The sequence below is a fragment of the Neobacillus muris genome, from assembly GCF_943193175.1.
In the GTDB taxonomy this organism is placed as follows: Bacteria; Bacillota; Bacilli; order Bacillales; family Cytobacillaceae; genus Neobacillus; species Neobacillus muris.
The window spans coordinates 154,763-171,586 of sequence record NZ_CALPDF010000004.1 but is presented as its reverse complement, the minus strand read 5'-3'; the positions used below and the strand labels follow the sequence as shown (position 1 = coordinate 171,586).

Sequence of the window (16,824 nt, the reverse complement as noted above, 5' to 3'; positions counted from 1 at the left end):
GAAAAGCAAGGGGAAATAGATTCGTATTTTTTTAACATGAAAGAAAGAGAGGGAACGAAATGAGAGAAGCGGTAATCGTTGCCGGAGCAAGAACCCCGGTTGGCAAAGCGAAAAAAGGATCGCTAGCTGCGGTTCGTCCTGACGACCTCGGTGCATTGGTTGTGAAGGAAACATTAAAGCGTGCCGGAAACTACGAAGGAAATATCGATGATTTAGTCATTGGCTGTGCTACCCCAGAAGCAGAGCAAGGGATGAACGTGGCAAGAAATATTGGAGCCCTTGCAGGACTGCCCGATACGGTTCCAGCCATCACCGTTAACCGATTCTGTTCTTCCGGCCTACAGGCCATTGCCTATGCGGCACAAAGTGTCATGCTCGGACACTCCGATACGGCCCTTGCCGGCGGTGTGGAGTCGATGAGCATGCTGCCAATGGGCGGACACGTGATCCGTCCAAACGCTAAATTGGTGGAAACCGCTCCTGAATATTATATGGGAATGGGCCACACCGCCGAAGAAGTGGCGAAAAGATACGGCATCAGCCGGGAAGAACAGGATGCCTTTGCGGTCAGAAGCCATCAGCGCGCCTATAAGGCAATTCAGGATGGAAAATTTACCGATGAAATTGTTCCGGTTGATGTGACCATCCGCTCTGTCGGAAAAGACAACAAACTGGTTGAGAAAACCTTCCAATTTTCACAAGATGAAGGCGTTCGTCCTGATACTAATCTGGAAACATTAGCAAAGCTGCGGCCAGCTTTCTCGGTTACCGGTTCTGTAACAGCTGGCAACGCTTCGCAAACAAGTGACGGTGCTGCTGCGGTGATGGTCATGGACCGTGAAAAAGCAGAATCGCTCGGCTTAAAGCCTCTGGCAAAATTCCGATCGTTTGCCGTCGGCGGGGTTCCTCCTGAAGTGATGGGAATCGGCCCGATTGTCGCTGTTCCTAAAGCATTAAAGCTTGCTGGACTTGAGGTTTCCGATATTGATCTATTTGAATTAAACGAGGCATTTGCCTCCCAATCGATTCAAGTCATTCGGGAATTGGGACTTGATGAAGAAAAGGTGAATGTCAATGGCGGTGCCATCGCGCTAGGACATCCGCTTGGCTGTACTGGCGCTAAGCTGACACTAACCCTTCTTCATGAATTAAGGCGCAGACAACAGCAATTCGGTGTTGTCACGATGTGTATTGGCGGCGGGATGGGAGCTGCCGGCGTATTTGAATTATTGTAAACCATAACGGGGGTTCCCCGGGGAGCCCCTGATTTTTTAAAAAATTAGGAGGGACTTTTATATGACAGAAACAAAAAAGATTGTCAAAGGCGGAAGCTTTTTAGTGGAAGATATTACTTACGATCAGCTGTTTACTCCAGAGGATTTCACCGAAGAGCATTTAATGATTGCCAAAACGGCTGTGGATTTTGTGGAAAAAGAGGTACAGCCGGTACTTGAAAAATTGGAAAACCATGAGTTTGACATTACCGTAAAACTATTAAAAGAAGCTGGTGAACTTGGCCTGTTGGCAGCCGACGTTCCAGAGGAATATGAAGGATTGGGCTTGGATAAAGTTACATCTTCTCTTATCACAGAAGCAATGTCTGGAGGCGGAGGTTTTGCCCTTTCCCACGGAGCGCACGTTGGAATCGGCTCCTTGCCAATCGTCCTTTTTGGTAATGAAGACCAAAAGAAACGTTACCTGCCAAAGCTTGCTTCTGGCGAAAAATTAGCAGCTTATGCGCTGACAGAGCCAGGATCCGGTTCAGATGCCCTTGGTGCCAGAACTACAGCAAAACTAAATGCTGAAGGCACTCACTATATTCTCAATGGGGAAAAGCAATGGATTACCAATGCCGGCTTTGCGGATGTATTTGTAGTATATGCGAAAATTGACGGCGAACAATTTACCGCATTCATTGTGGACCGTGATCTTCCAGGGGTATCTACTGGTGCCGAGGAGAAGAAAATGGGGATTAAAAGCTCCTCTACTCGCACACTCATTTTAGAAGATGTACCGGTTCCTGTAGAAAATCTATTGGGTGAAATCGGCAGAGGCCACGTGATTGCGTTTAACATCTTAAATATCGGCCGCTATAAGCTGGCTGTTGGTGCTGTGGGCGGTTCTAAAAAAGCTTTGGAAATGACCATTAAATATGCCAACGGCCGTCAGCAATTCAAAACGCCGATTTCGCAATTCAATTTAACAAAAGAAAAATTCGGTACACTGGCATCGGAAATTTATGCCGCTGAAAGCTCTGTTTACCGTACGATTGGTTTATATGAAGAAAACCAAGGAAAACTATCCCCTGAAGAAACAAAGGACATTAAAAAGCTGGCAAATTCCATTGCTGAATATGCAATCGAATGCTCACTGAATAAATTCTTTGCCAGTGAAGTATTAGCCCATGTTGTGGACGAGGGCGTGCAAATTCATGGCGGTTATGGATTCATGCAGGAGTATCCGATTGAAAGGGCGTACCGTGATGCTCGGATCCAGCGTATTTTTGAAGGAACAAACGAAATTAACCGTCTCCTTGTTCCAGGCACACTTGTGAAAAAAGCGTTAAAAGGGGAGCTGCCGCTATTCCAAAAAGCCATGGCTTTACAAGAAGAACTGATGATGATGATGCCGGAAGAGCCAGGGGATGAGCCGCTTGCTCAAGAAAAATACCTGCTTCGGAATGCAAAGAAAATCACCTTGCTTGCAGCCGGCCTTGCCGCCCAAAAATATGGCAAAAAGCTGGAGCAGGAGCAAGAAATCTTAGCAAACATCGCCGACATTACATCCTATGTCTATGCAATGGAGTCTGTTGTATTGCGGACTGAAAAAGCAATTGCCAAAGAGGGCGTGGAGAAGAGCAAGCAAAAGCTGCTTTATACCCAGATTTTCTGCCAAGAGGCTTTCAATAATATTGAAGCGATTGCGAAAGAATCATTAGTAGCAGTGGAGCAAGGCGACACCTTAAGAATGATGCTGACTTCACTGCGGAAGTTTACCCGCCACACCCCAATCAATGTGATTGCGAAAAAACGGGAAGCTGCGGATGTGCTAATCGAAGCTGAACGCTACGTTGTTTAATCATTTTAGATCCCTTTCCAATGAGAAAGGGATCTAATTTTTTTATGTCGAAAAATAATGGAAAATCTTGCTTTGTTCATTAGGAATTTATGAATGATTATGGTAAGATTTTAATGTTGCAGGAGAAATAAGGTAAAAGGCGGTGAACGAAATGTCTCTTACGTTTTACTGGTACCCAAAATGCAGTACATGCCGAAATGCTAAAAAATGGCTAGAGGGGCATCAATTGCCTTTTGAGGCGATACATATTGTGGAGAATCCGCCATCCCGAGACGAGTTAAAAAAGCTCTATCAAAAAAGCGGACTGGAATTGAAAAAGTTTTTTAATACAAGCGGTTTAAAATACCGTGAATTAGGCATAAAAGACAAATTGAAGACCGCTTCTGAGGATGAATTGCTTGATCTTCTTGCTTCTGACGGGATGTTAATCAAAAGACCAATCGTAACCGATGGGAACCGGGTCACGGTAGGTTTTAAGGAAGAAGACTTTGAGAAAGTCTGGTTACAATAAACGATGTTTTTATTTGAAATCGATGTATATCGATCAATTGATTTTATAATGGAGGGATTATCCAATGGCTACACCAAAAGATTTACGTTATTCTGAAGAACATGAATGGGTAAGAGTTGAAGGCAGCCGCGTCCGTATTGGCATTACCGATTTCGCGCAGCATGAATTAGGTGATATCGTATTCGTGGAGCTTCCTGAGGTAGGCACTGAGCTTGCAGCTAATGAACCATTTGGAAGCGTTGAGTCGGTTAAAACGGTTTCCGAGCTCTATGCTCCAATCAGCGGCAAGGTTGTGGAAGTGAACGAAGAGTTAAATGACAGCCCAGAATTTGTCAATGAATCCCCATATGAAAAAGCATGGATGATTGTCGTAGAACCGGCTAACAACAGTGAGATTGACGAGCTGCTAACACCAGAAAAATATGAGGCTATGATTAAGGAAGACTAATATTCATTTGTAGGAGCACCTGATTTCGGGTGCTCTTTCTGTTTCAGCGGTTACCAGCCTTTTATTTCCACGTTTTCTTCTGTTATTATGGGAAACCTAAATATAACGAAGCTTTTAGGAAGGTGGAAAAAGTGGTGATGGCGGCTGGTGCCACTGAATAATTATTGCTAATCTGAGCAAAATCCTATTTTTTAACATGACAATAATGATATAGTTAACATACTTAGAAGAAAGCACACGATAATAGACCTTTCGAATATGTTAACAGTAAACCACTTCTATTACAGGTGATGGAAATGAATGATGCGTATGTTGACAAAGTTCTTATTGTCGAAGGAAAATCAGATAAAAATAAGGTTATGAGTATTATTAAAGAGCCATTGGAAATTATCTGCACGAACGGGACGATTAGCCATTCTAAGCTAGATGAGTGGATTGAGCTCTTGGAGGACAAGGATTTATATATACTGGTGGATGCAGATGAATCTGGTGAAAAGCTCCGCAAGTTGTTTAAACGGGAGTTCCCGAATGCGGAGCATTTATATATTGACCGGATGTATCGTGAGGTGGCAACGGCTCCGGTACAGCATCTGGCGACTGTTTTGTTGGGCGCGAATATTGATGTCCATAAGGAATATTTAGAAATGGGATCTTGATGTATGGATGAATGGAATCGAAGTAATTTAGCTTTGTTTCTCGAGGGCAGCGCGACGGGGGTGGTTTATTTTTATACTCCTATGTGCGGGACTTGCCAGTTAGCAGGAAAGATGCTTCGGGTCATTGAGGAATTGGTCGATATTGAAATGGGGAAGATGAATTTAAATTATTACCCGGATTTGGCGGAGCAATTCAAGATTGAAAGTGTGCCCTGCCTGCTGTTTGTGAATAATGGCGAGCTCATTGAAACGCTATACGCATTTCATTCCATTCCTTATTTGTTAGAAAAAATAAAGCTAAATTTGAATTCATAAAAGCAGGTGCCGATGGGCGCCTGCTTTTGTTATTTCACTAGGACAAAAGTAAGATAAATGCCTATAGAAATGTCGTCATGAAAGGGTTAAGGCGCCAAAACAGGTGGGTGCAGTCAAGTATTTGTCGTCATGAAGGGGTCAAGGCGCCAAAACCGGTGAAGGAGCCCAAATATTTGTCGCCATGAAAGGGTTAAGGCGCCAAAACCGGTGAGTGCAGCCAAGTATTTGTCGCCATGAACGGGCTAAGGCGCCAAAACCAGTGAAGGAGCCCAAATATTTGTCGTCATGAAAGGGTTAAGGCGCCAAAACCAGTGGGTGCAGTCAAGCATTTGTCGTCATGAAGGGGTCAAGGCGCCAAAACCAGTGAGTGCAGTCAAGTATTTGTCGTCATGAAAGGGTCAAGGCGCCAAAACCAGTGAGTGCAGTCAAGTATTTGTCGTCATGAAAGGGTCAAGGCGCCAAAACCAGTGAGTGCAGTCAAGTATTTGTCGTCATGAAGGGGTCAAGGCGCCAAAACCGGTGAAGGAGCCCAAATATTTGTCGCCATGAAAGGGTCAAGGCGCCAAAACCGGTGGGTGCAGTCAAGTATTTGTCGTCAATGAAGGGGTCAAGGCGCCAAAACCGGTGAAGGAGCCCAAATATTTGTCGTCATGAAAGGGTCAAGGCGCCAAAACCGGTGAGTGCAGTCAAGTATTTGTCGTCATGAAAGGGTCAAGGCGCCAAAACCAGTGAAGGAGTCCAAATATTTGTCGCCATGAAAGGGCCAAGGCGCCAAAACCGGTGGGTGCAGTCAAGTATTTGTCGTCATGAAAGGGTCAAGGCGCCAAAACCAGTGAAGGAGCCCAAATATTTGTCGTCATGAAAGGGTCAAGGCGCCAAAACTGGTGGGTGCAGTCAAGTATTTGTCGCCATGAACGGGCTAAGGCGCCAAAACCGGTGGGTGCAGTCAAGTATTTGTCGTCATGAAGGGGTCAAGGCGCCAAAACCGGTGAGTGTGCCCCAAATATTTGTCGCCATGAAAGGGTTAAGGCGCCAAAACCGGTGGGGGGAGTCAAGTATTTGTCGTCATGAAAGGGTCAAGGCGCCAAAACCAGTGAAGGAGCCCAAATATTTGTCGTCATGAAAGGGTCAAGGCGCCAAAACCGGTGGGTGCAGTCAAGTATTTGTCGCCATGAACGGGCTAAGGCGCCAAAACCAGTGAAGGAGCCCAAATATTTGTCGTCATGAAAGGGTTAAGGCGCCAAAACCGGTGGGGGGAGTCAAGTATTTGTCGTCATGAAAGGGTCAAGGCGCCAAAACCAGTGAAGGAGCCCAAATATTTGTCGTCATGAAAGGGTCAAGGCGCCAAAACCGGTGGGTGCAGTCAAGTATTTGTCGCCATGAACGGGCTAAGGCGCCAAAACCAGTGAAGGAGCCCAAATATTTGTCGTCATGAAAGGGTTAAGGCGCCAAAACCGGTGGGGGGAGTCAAGTATTTGTCGTCATGAAAGGGTCAAGGCGCCAAAACCGGTGAGGGAGCCCAAGTATTTGTCGTCATGAAAGGCTCAAGGCGCCAAAACCAGTGAAGGAGCCCAAATATTTGTCGTCATGAAAGGGTCAAGGCGCCAAAACCGGTGAAGGAGCCCAAATATTTGTCGTCATGAAAGGGTCAAGGCGCCAAAACCAGTGAAGGAGCCCAAATATTTGTCGCTATGATTTGACCAACTTCCTAAACATAAAAAGAATACCTTCCGTAACCAGCCATCGTATATTTTTCTCTTAATACCCTGTTAATTTTTCTTTTATGAATTCCACCGCCGCACCACTCATACACCACATTCGTAGTAATCTTTATATGAGGGAACAGCAGCCTAAACTCCTCCACACTCCTCAAAACGGCCTCATCTAACCCTTCTTTGCGGCCGCACTTCAAACAAATACAGTACCGATCATTTACGATCACATCCAACGACAGACAGGAACAACAACCTACACCTTTTTTCAATTGCGAAAAATCATAAGAGGGCAGGCGAGGATAAGGATCATCTTCTTTATGAAGAGACACCAATAAGTTAGCCAGTTTTTTATCATTAGGAGTTAACTTAGCAGGAGTTGCAGCAAGCCTGCGGATATAGGGGTTCACCTGGGTTGGGAGGATAATTGATTTGTGTGGCTTCGGAAGATAAAGCGTAAATTCAAGGTTAATAAAAATCACCTTGTAAACGATAGGCACATTATATCCTTTACTGTGCAGCAACTGTCGGAGCAAAATATCACATCGGTCGGCTTGATGAAGGGGATTCGTAATATTGTTAGCATATTGTGAGGTGAATTTGTCCGATTCGGGGTCATACAAATACTCTCCCTCATAATTTTTCACTTCGTAAAGGGAAATTGTCCCTTGAGAAATAAAGGCTGAATCCATTTGAAACGAAGTATTGTTTGTTTCCAGCAGCAAATCGTTTAAAATCAACCGATCTTTGGCAAGAACCTCTGCCCTTGCATCAAACAAAATCTCTCCCTCATAACCTTTCTCCAAATTCACATAACGCTTATGGTCTTTTTCTGGCAAAGCCATCCGTGCTGCTAGCAAACGGAGTAACCTTAATTCTTTAGGCAGAGTCCGGGTCTTTATCAATGTCTCCATATTCCACATCCTTTGCAATTGTAATCAAAAGCCTATATTCATTGTACTGAATAGCTGCAAAATTCCCCGATAAAAATATGAATTTTTTCTGAATCCGACATGATTCACCGATGATGCTCCGCTAATTGTCGAGTCTTTCTGAAAGGAATTCCTCATTTATTGCTGAATAGTAATGATATAGACGAGATCGGAGTGGTGATGATGTGGGAGGCCATAAATACTTTTTTAACAGCTGTACGGGAGCGGGAAGATATTCTGCCCTTGATTGATAATGAGGAGTTGTTGTTTAGCCTGAACAGCGAGCAGCAATCAACTGTGCTGGGGATAAAAGGCGGGGAAATTTATACGGTCAATGACAAAGCTGCACAAATGCCGAACGCTACGATTACAGGCAGTTGGCAAGCCATCAAGCTCATGCTGGAAGGAAAAGAAAAACTGCGGATAATGCAAAAAAACGGCGCATTGAAAGTGACTGCCCCCTTGCGCACAATTCTCAAGCTTGAATCACTGTTTTATTTAGTAAAAGCAGACCCGCAGCTCGCTAAAATAATTTAATCATAGGTATTGACTCGGAATTAAACATCATGTAAGATAATTTTAAACATTCAAGAGATTTCGACATTACTATACCAATTCTTATCAAGAGCGGCGGAGGGACCTGGCCCAGCGATGCCCGGCAACCGGTATAATACACGGTGCCAATTCCAGCAGAGCACTTGCTCTGAAAGATAAGAAGAGAGCCCCCTCTTCTTAATGAAGCGGGGGTTGTTTTTTTATAAAAATAAATGGCGAGGAGCGAGAATTGTGGGAGAAAAGGAGAAACAATATCGGTTTGAAACACTTAGTGTCCATGGAGGATTGTCACCAGATCCAGTTACGGGAGCGAGGGCTGTTCCCATTTATCAGAACAATGCCTACCAATTCAAAAATACAGAACATGCCGCTAACCTCTTCAGTTTGGCAGAGCCTGGTTACATATACACTCGGATTCATAATCCAACCACCACCGTTTTTGAAGATCGCGTAGCTCTGTTAGAGGGCGGTGTCGGAGCACTTGCAGTCGCTAGCGGAATGGCGGCGATAACATTAGCGATTCTCAATATTGCAGAAGCGGGGGATGAGATTGTCTCAGCTGCAAATCTGTATGGCGGCACTTATAATTTATTTGCTGTGACCCTGCCTAAATATGGAATAAGCGTGAAATTTGTAGACGGTGAAAATCCAGAAAACTTTCGCGAAGCCATTACGGATAAAACAAAAGCAGTTTTTGCAGAAACGATCGGAAACCCGAGCCTGCGTATCCTGGATATTGAAAAAGTAGCGGAAATTGCTCATGAGGCTGGTGTACCGCTGATCATCGACAATACTTTCGCTACTCCATACCTGTGCAGACCCATTGAGTATGGAGCGGATATTGTGGTCCATTCTGCAACGAAATGGCTGTTAGGAAATGGCACAACCACTGGCGGCATCATTGTCGACGGCGGAAAATTCGATTGGAATTCCCCGAGATTCCCGGGCTTCACCACTCCGGATGACAGCTATCATGGCCTTGTATATGCTGAAGCATTAGGGGCAGCGGCCTATATTGTCAAAGCACGTGTCCAATTATTGCGCGACTTTGGACCGGCTTTAAGTCCGCAAAATGCTTTCTTGTTCACCCTTGGGCTGGAGACCCTTCATGTGCGGATGAAGGAGCATGTGGCCAATACCAAACAGCTGGTAGAATACCTAGTAAATCACCCTGCCGTCAACTGGGTTTCCTATCCGGGACATCCATCGCATCCTGACAGCGAATTAGCGGAAAAATACTTGCCTAAAGGGGCCGGCTCCATGGTTGTATTTGGCATCAAGGGCGGAAAAGAAGCTGGAGCCAAACTGATTAATTCGCTTACCTTATGGGCGCATGTGGCCAATGTGGGCGACGCCAAGAGCTTAATCATTCACCCTGCAAGCACCACTCATCAGCAATTGGATGCGGAAGGCCTGAAAGCGGCCGGTGTTTCCGAGGATTTAATCCGGTTATCGATTGGAATAGAGAATGCCGAGGATTTGATCGAAGATTTAGAGCAAGCGATCGAAGCGGCGACTGGTTTGTCCTCCTTAAAAACAAATGCTTAATTCTACCAGGAAAATCCAGCAAAAAAGATGGAATATTTTTATTGACACCTGCTTTTTAGAGTGGTAGCATTGCATTTGTATTAAATTTCAGAAATGACATTAAATTAAATGAATATAGGATTGCTCTTATCGAGAGAGGTGGAGGGATGTGCCCGATGAAGCCCGGCAACCGTCAATTTTATTGAAATGGTGCCAATTCACACAAAGCATTTGCTTTGAGAGATGGGAGAAAGGACTTAGTTTTTCATGCCTTTCTGCCTGCGCAGAAAGGCTTTTATTTTTTCTAATAAAGAATCCTTTCCTGTCAAACCCTATATTTATGAACTCGGTAAAAAAGTAGGTGATTGAATGATATCCATCCAAAATGTCAGTAAAATTTTTTCCTCGAAGCAAAAAGATTTAAAGGCAGTTAACCAAGTAAATCTGGATATCCAAGAGGGAGAAATTTTTGGAATAATCGGTTACAGCGGAGCCGGGAAAAGTACCTTGATTCGTATGCTGAATGGACTGGAGCTGCCAACGGAAGGGGCCGTCAATGTTGCAGGGCGGGAGATATCTAAAATAAAGGGCAGTGAGCTCAGAAAAGCCCGCCAGGAAATCAGCATGATTTTCCAGCATTTTAATTTGCTTTGGTCGCGGACGGTTAGTGAAAATATTGCCTTTCCACTAGAAATCGCCGGGGTGAAGGGTGAGCAGCGGAAAAAGCGGGTCGATGAGCTGATCAAGTTAGTCGGTCTTGAAGGCAGAGAAAATGCTTATCCATCCCAGCTGAGCGGCGGGCAAAAACAGCGGGTGGGCATTGCCAGGGCGCTTGCCAATAACCCTAAAGTGCTGCTTTGTGATGAAGCAACCTCCGCACTAGACCCGCAAACCACCGATTCTATTTTAGATCTGCTGGTTGATATTAATAAACGGCTTGGATTAACGATTGTGTTAATTACTCACGAAATGCATGTCATTCGGAAGATTTGCCATCGGGTGGCGGTAATGGAAAGCGGTGAAATCGTAGAGCTGGGATCGGTGCTGGATGTATTTAAAAATCCGCAGCAGCCGATTACAAAGCGATTTGTCAAACAGGTAACCGTGCCGGAGGAAACAACGGAGACGGCGGAACATTTACAGGAACTGTACCATTCAGGACAAGTGATTCAGCTGACCTTTATTGGTGACTCGGCCGAACAGCCGCTGATCACCAACTTAATTCGGAACCACGATGTCACTGTCAATATCCTGCAAGGTAAGATTTCCCAAACTCGCAGCGGTTCTTACGGGACATTGTTTATTCACCTTGATGGGGCGGAAGCGGAAGTCAACAAAGCAATTGACTATATCCGTTCTCAGCAGGTAGGAGTGGAGGTGGTCAGCCATGGATAACAGCGGCAAATGGATGGAAAATGTCGACTGGCTGGTCATGTGGGATGCCACTAGACAAACGATTTATATGACGGCCATTTCCGTTATAGCGACCTTTATCCTTGGAGTATTGCTGGGCATGCTGCTATTTCTGACATCGAAGGGAAACTTATGGGAAAACAAACCGATTAATACGGTCATCAGTGCGGTTGTGAATATTTTTCGTTCAATTCCGTTTATTATCCTGATTGTATTATTGATTCCCTTTACTACATTTTTAGTAGGTTCCATGATTGGGGAAACGGCGGCACTGCCAGCATTAATTATTGGCGCTGCACCGTTTTACGCAAGGATGGTGGAAATCGGCTTACGGGAAATTGATAAAGGAGTCATTGAAGCAGCCAGGTCCATGGGAGCGACAACAGGTACAATCATTTGGAAAGTACTTCTTCCAGAATCATTGCCTGCACTCATCTCGGGAATCACCGTTACAGCCATCGCAATTGTAGGTTATACAGCAATGGCTGGGGCGATTGGCGCCGGGGGGCTGGGGAATCTGGCTTACAATCTAGGCTTCCAGCGGAACCAAAATGATGTCACATTTGTGGCTACTGTCATCATTCTAATCATCGTATTTATCATTCAGTTTATCGGTGATTTCATCACATCTAAAATAGATAAAAGATAAAAAGGAGAGCATATAAAATGAAAAAAATTCTATCCATATTAGTTGCTTTAACTGTGCTGCTGACTCTGGGAGCTTGCGGCACTTCGGAAGAAAAATCCTCTGGGGATGATGGAAAAACAACTAAATTAGTTGTAGGGGCATCTCCTGTACCACATGCTGAAATTCTTGAAAAAGCAAAACCACTTTTAAAAGAAAAAGGCATTGACTTGGAAATCAAGACTTTTACTGACTATGTACTTCCAAATAAAGCGCTGGATTCAAAAGAATTAGATGCTAACTATTTCCAGCACATTCCATACCTGAATGCCCAAATTAAAGAATTCGGCTATGATTTCGTAAGCGCAGGCGGCATTCATATCGAACCGATTGGTGTTTATTCCAAAAAATATAAGAGCCTAAAAGACCTGCCAAATGGGGCACACTTGATTATGAGCAACTCTGTTGCAGACCATGGACGTCTTCTTTCATTATTAGAAGCACAAGGATTAATTAAATTAAAAGACGGCATTGATAAAACCAAAGCAGAAATTAAAGATGTTGTGGAAAATCCAAAGAACCTTGAATTTGATGCGGATTATGAAGCAAAACTATTGCCGCAAATCTTTAACAATAACGAAGGCGACGCCGTTTTAATCAATTCAAACTATGCTATTGATGCTGGTTTGAACCCAGTTGAAGATTCTATTGCCATCGAAGACCAGGATTCACCATATGTAAATGTCATTGCCGTTCGTAAAGGCGACGAAAACAAGGAAGCCATCAAGGCTCTTGTCGAGGTTCTTCATTCAAAAGAGATCCAAGATTTCATTAAAGAAAAATACAAAGGTGCCGTTGTACCGGTTTCAGAATAATGATTCTAAAGTAGAACAAAAGCCAGTGAATTCACTGGCTTTTGTTTATTGTACATTAATTGCTTGGATTAGGTGAAAAATACATGAGAAAATCACGAGTATTTTCTTGGTAAATGGCGAAAAATGCGGTATGATTTTTAACAGATTGGTGTTACATAGGATTTTATTTTTTAAAATCTCAATTAAAACTGAATCCATTCTCATTTAGGCTTAAGTGAGTGAAAATAAGTATCTGTTTTTACTTCATAAAAGTTGATAATAAATTTAATTTGTTATAAGATTGTAATGAGAATAGATTGAGAATAGGATCATACTGATTCTTTTTTATAGTGTACAAAACATAGACGGAGGTATAAAAATGGCTGGATCAACTTTAACAATCAAGGATCTGCACGTTGCTATTGATGGGAAAGAAATTTTAAAAGGGGTAAATCTTGAAATTAAAGGCGGAGAAATCCATGCAATCATGGGTCCGAACGGAACAGGTAAATCTACCTTATCATCTGCCATTATGGGTCACCCTAAATATGAAGTAACAAGCGGCAGCATCACTTTAGACGGAGAGAACGTACTGGAAATGGAAGTAGACGAGCGTGCCCGTGCCGGTCTTTTCTTGGCAATGCAATATCCAAGTGAAATCAGCGGGGTTACTAATGCTGACTTCATGCGTTCTGCCATTAATGCCCGCCGTGGTGAAGGAAATGAAATTTCTTTAATGAAATTTATCCGTCAAATGGATAAACAAATGGAATTTCTTGAAATGGATCTGGATATGGCGCAGCGTTATTTAAATGAAGGTTTCTCAGGCGGGGAGAAAAAACGTAACGAAATCCTGCAATTAATGATGATCGAACCAAAAATTGCCATCCTTGATGAAATTGACTCTGGACTAGATATCGATGCCCTAAAGGTGGTATCTAAAGGTGTCAATGAAATGCGCGGAGAAGACTTTGGCTGCTTAATCATCACTCACTATCAACGTTTATTAAACTATATTACTCCTGACTATGTACATGTCATGATGCAGGGACGAATTGTGAAATCAGGCGGACCTGAATTGGCACAACGCTTAGAAGCTGAAGGTTATGAAGTACTTAAGCAAGAGCTTGGAATTGTCGATGAAACTGTAGAGCAAGAAGCATAAGCGCAGAGTTAGGAGGATAACCATGACAACCGAAACTAAATTACCTTTCGATAAAGGGTTTGTCAGCTCAGTTGCAAAAGCAAACAGCGAACCCGCTTGGTTTGAAGAGCTTCGCATAAAAGCTTTCGAGCAGTTTAACATACTGCCTATGCCAAGACCAGACAAAACGAAAATTGATAAATGGAATTTCACTCAATTTGAGCAGCATACTGTAAAAAGTGAAGCTTTTTCTTCCATTGGAGATCTTCCAGAAAATTTAAAAGCTCTCATTGATGTAAATGCTGCAAATCCCAATTTATATATCCAGCGGAACCAGACCCCTGCTTTTCTTTCTCTTTCAGAGGACTTAAAAGCAAAAGGTGTAATATTTACTGATATTTTGACTGCTGTAAAAGAGCATGGGGACCTTGTGAAAAAGTATTATATGACACAGGCCATTAATTTAGACGAACATCGTCTTACAGCACTTCATGCAGCACTTATCAATGGCGGGGTATTCCTATATGTCCCAAAAAATGTTGAAATTATAGAACCAATTCAGGCTGTATTTTTACATGATGATGCGAAGGCGAATTTGTTTAACCACGTATTAGTGGTGGCAGAGGATAATAGTTCAGTCACTTATGTAGAAAACTATATTTCTACCGTGGAAGAATCCACTGGATTGGCCAATATCTTAACAGAGGCAATTGCCAATACAAATGCCAAAATCCAATATGGTGCTGTTGACCATTTGGCTAAAGGCATGACAACCTACGTCAACAGACGCGGTGTTGTTGGAAGAGATTCACGTGTTGAGTGGGCCCTTGGATTGATGAATGAAGGAGATACCATCTCTGATAATACAACCAATTTATTGGGTGACGGCGCTTATGGAGATACGAAAACTGTAACAGTGGGCCGCGGTGATCAAACGCAAAACTTTACCACAAAGGTGGTTCACTTTGGCCGGCACACACAAGGCAACATCTTAAATCATGGTGTAGTGAAAGAAAGTGCGACCCTGATTTTTAACGGAATCGGAAAAATTGAGCATGGGGCATCCAAATCAGATGCAGAGCAAACTTCCCGTGTATTGATGCTTAGTGAAAAAGCCCGCGGCGATGCCAACCCAGCTCTTCTGATTGATGAAGATGATGTTATGGCAGGACATGCTGCTTCTGTAGGCCGTGTTGATCCTGTTCAGCTCTATTATTTAATGAGCCGGGGAATTCCGAAGGTTGAAGCTGAACGGTTAGTCATCCACGGTTTCCTTGCGCCAGTCGTCAATGAGCTGCCAATTGAAAAAGTAAAAGAGCAATTGACAGAGGTCATTGAAAGGAAAGTGCGCTAAATGAATGTCCTGGATATTCGGAGGCAATTTCCGATATTGAATCAGGAAGTGAACGGCCATCCGCTTGTTTACCTGGATAGCTCCGCCACTTCCCAAAAACCTGTTCGAGTAATTGAAACTTTAGAAAAATATTACCGTGAATATAATTCAAATGTGCATCGCGGGGTGCATACACTAGGTACAAGAGCAACCGATGCCTATGAAGGAGCTCGGGAAAAAGTCCGTAAGTTTATCAATGCCAAATCCATTCAGGAAGTGATTTTCACAAGAGGAACGACCACTTCTCTGAACTGGGTAGCAGCTAGCTATGCAACGGCTAATTTAAAAGAAGGCGATGAAATCGTCATCACTTACATGGAACACCATAGTAATATTATTCCATGGCAGCAGGCCGCAAAGCGTACTGGTGCAAAGTTAAAGTACATTCCGCTTCAAGCCGACGGAACGATTTCATTGGACGACGTTCGTGCCACCGTTACATCTAATACAAAAATTGTTTCAGTGATGCAGGTTTCCAACGTGCTTGGTGTGATTAATCCAGTAAAAGAAATCGCTCAAATTGCCCATGAAAATGGGGCGGTTATGGTCGTAGACGGTGCGCAAAGTGCTCCGCATATGAAAATTGATGTACAGGATTTGGACTGTGATTTTCTTGCTTTTTCAGGACATAAAATGTGCGGTCCTACCGGCATCGGCGTTCTTTATGGAAAAAAACACCTTCTTGAGAACATGGAACCTGTTGAATTTGGCGGTGAAATGATTGACTTTGTTGAATTATACGATTCTACATGGAAAGAGCTGCCGTGGAAATTTGAGGGCGGTACGCCTATCATAGCTGGAGCCATCGGGCTTGGAGAGGCTATCGACTTTTTAAATGAGGTTGGCATGGATACAATCGCTGAGCATGATCAAAGATTAGCTGCCTATGCATTGGAAAGAATGTCTGGAATTGAGGGGATATCCATTTATGGACCGCTTGATCCGGCCAAACGTACTGGCATGGTTACGTTTAACCTGGCAGATGTTCATCCGCATGATGTGGCAACTGTTCTGGATGCAGAAGGAATAGCTGTCCGGGCTGGCCACCATTGCGCACAGCCTTTGATGAAGTGGCTGAAAGCATCGGCAACAGCACGTGCCAGCTTTTACCTATATAATACGGAAGAGGATATTGACCGACTCGTTTCAGGGCTTGTCAAGACAAAGGAGTATTTCAGCGATGTCTTCTAATTTAGATGCACTCTATCGAAGAGTAATAATGGACCATTATAAAAAGCCCCGTAATCGTGGAGTTTTGGAGGATAGCAGCCTAACGATCAATATGAATAACCCTACCTGTGGCGACCGGATTCAATTGACGATGAAAGTCGATGAAGGCATCGTCAAGGATGCTAGGTTTGAGGGAGAAGGCTGTTCCATTTCCATGTCATCCGCATCGATGATGACAGAAGCAATCAAAGGCAAAAAAATTGAGGATGCTTTAAAGATGGCTGCGATCTTTTCAGACATGATGCAAGGAAAAGACGTGGATGAAGACCTCGATTTAGGTGATATCGAGGCACTGCAGGGTGTATCGAAATTTCCTGCAAGAATTAAATGTGCAACCCTGGCATGGAAGGCCATGGAAAAGGGTTTAAAAGAGGACGGCCAACATTAATGAAAATGAACGGGACCTTCAAGTTCTGTTCATTTAGGAAAGG

General features: G+C 43.7%; 16 protein-coding genes and 2 riboswitches. Of the genes, 15 read left to right on the top strand and 1 reads right to left on the bottom strand.

Going from position 1 to position 16,824, the window contains the following annotated elements; all coding sequences use genetic code 11:
* Positions 1 to 59 precede the first annotated feature (59 nt).
* The 6 genes from NFS43_RS04880 to NFS43_RS04855 all read left to right on the top strand — a co-directional run bounded on the left by NFS43_RS04880 (position 60) and on the right by NFS43_RS04855 (position 5,008).
* Positions 60 to 1,235, top strand: a complete 1,176-nt coding sequence (locus NFS43_RS04880; RefSeq protein ID WP_251550035.1) for an acetyl-CoA C-acetyltransferase — start codon at positions 60 to 62, stop codon at positions 1,233 to 1,235.
* 61 nt (positions 1,236 to 1,296) lie between these two features.
* Positions 1,297 to 3,078 carry an acyl-CoA dehydrogenase family protein gene (locus NFS43_RS04875; RefSeq protein ID WP_251550033.1) on the top strand — a complete coding sequence of 594 codons (1,782 nt, stop codon included), beginning with the start codon at positions 1,297 to 1,299 and terminating at the stop codon, positions 3,076 to 3,078.
* A gap of 151 nt (positions 3,079 to 3,229) precedes the next feature.
* Complete coding sequence (locus tag NFS43_RS04870; protein WP_251550032.1) at positions 3,230 to 3,589, top strand: arsenate reductase family protein; 360 nt, start codon at positions 3,230 to 3,232, stop codon at positions 3,587 to 3,589.
* A gap of 64 nt (positions 3,590 to 3,653) precedes the next feature.
* Entirely contained in the window at positions 3,654 to 4,037 is a 384-nt protein-coding gene (gene gcvH / locus NFS43_RS04865; RefSeq protein WP_251550030.1) for a glycine cleavage system protein GcvH, read from the top strand.
* Between the two features lie 296 nt (positions 4,038 to 4,333).
* On the top strand, positions 4,334 to 4,693 hold the full coding sequence (locus NFS43_RS04860) for a toprim domain-containing protein (RefSeq protein WP_251550029.1): 360 nt from the start codon (positions 4,334 to 4,336) through the stop codon (positions 4,691 to 4,693).
* A gap of 3 nt (positions 4,694 to 4,696) precedes the next feature.
* Positions 4,697 to 5,008, top strand: coding sequence for a thioredoxin family protein (locus tag NFS43_RS04855; protein WP_251550026.1), 312 nt, complete (start codon positions 4,697 to 4,699; stop codon positions 5,006 to 5,008).
* A gap of 1,708 nt (positions 5,009 to 6,716) precedes the next feature.
* On the opposite strand, the gene NFS43_RS04850 is transcribed toward NFS43_RS04855, so the two are convergent.
* Positions 6,717 to 7,634 (bottom strand): nuclease-related domain-containing protein, encoded by a 918-nt coding sequence (locus NFS43_RS04850; protein WP_251550024.1) that lies wholly within the window; start codon positions 7,632 to 7,634, stop codon positions 6,717 to 6,719.
* A gap of 159 nt (positions 7,635 to 7,793) precedes the next feature.
* Here NFS43_RS04850 and NFS43_RS04845 point away from each other — a divergent pair, with 159 nt between their 5' ends.
* From NFS43_RS04845 to sufU, 9 genes are all read left to right on the top strand, one after another.
* Complete coding sequence (locus NFS43_RS04845; protein ID WP_251550022.1) at positions 7,794 to 8,189, top strand: SCP2 sterol-binding domain-containing protein; 396 nt, start codon at positions 7,794 to 7,796, stop codon at positions 8,187 to 8,189.
* 78 nt (positions 8,190 to 8,267) lie between these two features.
* Positions 8,268 to 8,369: riboswitch (SAM riboswitch) on the top strand.
* A 69-nt stretch (positions 8,370 to 8,438) separates the two neighbouring features.
* Entirely contained in the window at positions 8,439 to 9,755 is a 1,317-nt protein-coding gene (locus NFS43_RS04840) for an O-acetylhomoserine aminocarboxypropyltransferase/cysteine synthase family protein (protein ID WP_251550020.1), read from the top strand.
* Between the two features lie 123 nt (positions 9,756 to 9,878).
* A riboswitch (SAM riboswitch) is annotated at positions 9,879 to 9,984 on the top strand.
* A gap of 119 nt (positions 9,985 to 10,103) precedes the next feature.
* Positions 10,104 to 11,129: a methionine ABC transporter ATP-binding protein gene (locus NFS43_RS04835; protein ID WP_251550018.1), complete on the top strand. Its 1,026-nt coding sequence runs from the start codon at positions 10,104 to 10,106 to the stop codon at positions 11,127 to 11,129.
* Complete coding sequence (locus NFS43_RS04830; protein ID WP_277613898.1) at positions 11,122 to 11,796, top strand: methionine ABC transporter permease; 675 nt, start codon at positions 11,122 to 11,124, stop codon at positions 11,794 to 11,796. The genes NFS43_RS04835 and NFS43_RS04830 overlap by 8 nt, the downstream gene beginning before the upstream one ends.
* Before the next feature lie 17 nt (positions 11,797 to 11,813).
* Positions 11,814 to 12,647, top strand: a complete 834-nt coding sequence (locus NFS43_RS04825; RefSeq protein ID WP_251550016.1) for a MetQ/NlpA family ABC transporter substrate-binding protein — start codon at positions 11,814 to 11,816, stop codon at positions 12,645 to 12,647.
* A gap of 358 nt (positions 12,648 to 13,005) precedes the next feature.
* Entirely contained in the window at positions 13,006 to 13,791 is a 786-nt protein-coding gene (gene sufC, locus NFS43_RS04820) for a Fe-S cluster assembly ATPase SufC (RefSeq protein WP_251550014.1), read from the top strand.
* 22 nt (positions 13,792 to 13,813) lie between these two features.
* The gene (sufD, locus tag NFS43_RS04815) at positions 13,814 to 15,124 is read left to right on the top strand and encodes a Fe-S cluster assembly protein SufD (protein ID WP_251550012.1); all 1,311 of its coding nucleotides are present in this window, start codon (positions 13,814 to 13,816) and stop codon (positions 15,122 to 15,124) included.
* Positions 15,125 to 16,354 (top strand): cysteine desulfurase, encoded by a 1,230-nt coding sequence (locus NFS43_RS04810; RefSeq protein WP_251550010.1) that lies wholly within the window; start codon positions 15,125 to 15,127, stop codon positions 16,352 to 16,354.
* Positions 16,344 to 16,781, top strand: coding sequence for a Fe-S cluster assembly sulfur transfer protein SufU (gene sufU / locus NFS43_RS04805; RefSeq protein WP_251550007.1), 438 nt, complete (start codon positions 16,344 to 16,346; stop codon positions 16,779 to 16,781). The genes NFS43_RS04810 and sufU overlap by 11 nt, the downstream gene beginning before the upstream one ends.
* The last annotated feature ends 43 nt before the right edge of the window (positions 16,782 to 16,824 follow it).

Bases quoted from the DNA above. Each gene is read 5' to 3' on its own strand.
- NFS43_RS04870 (WP_251550032.1), top strand. From the start codon at position 3,230: ATGTCTCTTACGTTTTACTGGTACCCAAAATGCAGTACATGCCGAAAT.
- sufU (WP_251550007.1), top strand. From the start codon at position 16,344: ATGTCTTCTAATTTAGATGCACTCTATCGAAGAGTAATAATGGACCAT.
- NFS43_RS04830 (WP_277613898.1), top strand. From the start codon at position 11,122: ATGGATAACAGCGGCAAATGGATGGAAAATGTCGACTGGCTGGTCATG.
- sufD (WP_251550012.1), top strand. From the start codon at position 13,814: ATGACAACCGAAACTAAATTACCTTTCGATAAAGGGTTTGTCAGCTCA.
- NFS43_RS04810 (WP_251550010.1), top strand. From the start codon at position 15,125: ATGAATGTCCTGGATATTCGGAGGCAATTTCCGATATTGAATCAGGAA.
- sufC (WP_251550014.1), top strand. From the start codon at position 13,006: ATGGCTGGATCAACTTTAACAATCAAGGATCTGCACGTTGCTATTGAT.
- NFS43_RS04835 (WP_251550018.1), top strand. From the start codon at position 10,104: ATGATATCCATCCAAAATGTCAGTAAAATTTTTTCCTCGAAGCAAAAA.
- NFS43_RS04850 (WP_251550024.1), bottom strand. From the start codon at position 7,634: ATGGAGACATTGATAAAGACCCGGACTCTGCCTAAAGAATTAAGGTTA.
- NFS43_RS04880 (WP_251550035.1), top strand. From the start codon at position 60: ATGAGAGAAGCGGTAATCGTTGCCGGAGCAAGAACCCCGGTTGGCAAA.
- NFS43_RS04875 (WP_251550033.1), top strand. From the start codon at position 1,297: ATGACAGAAACAAAAAAGATTGTCAAAGGCGGAAGCTTTTTAGTGGAA.
- NFS43_RS04855 (WP_251550026.1), top strand. From the start codon at position 4,697: ATGGATGAATGGAATCGAAGTAATTTAGCTTTGTTTCTCGAGGGCAGC.
- gcvH (WP_251550030.1), top strand. From the start codon at position 3,654: ATGGCTACACCAAAAGATTTACGTTATTCTGAAGAACATGAATGGGTA.
- NFS43_RS04860 (WP_251550029.1), top strand. From the start codon at position 4,334: ATGAATGATGCGTATGTTGACAAAGTTCTTATTGTCGAAGGAAAATCA.
- NFS43_RS04825 (WP_251550016.1), top strand. From the start codon at position 11,814: ATGAAAAAAATTCTATCCATATTAGTTGCTTTAACTGTGCTGCTGACT.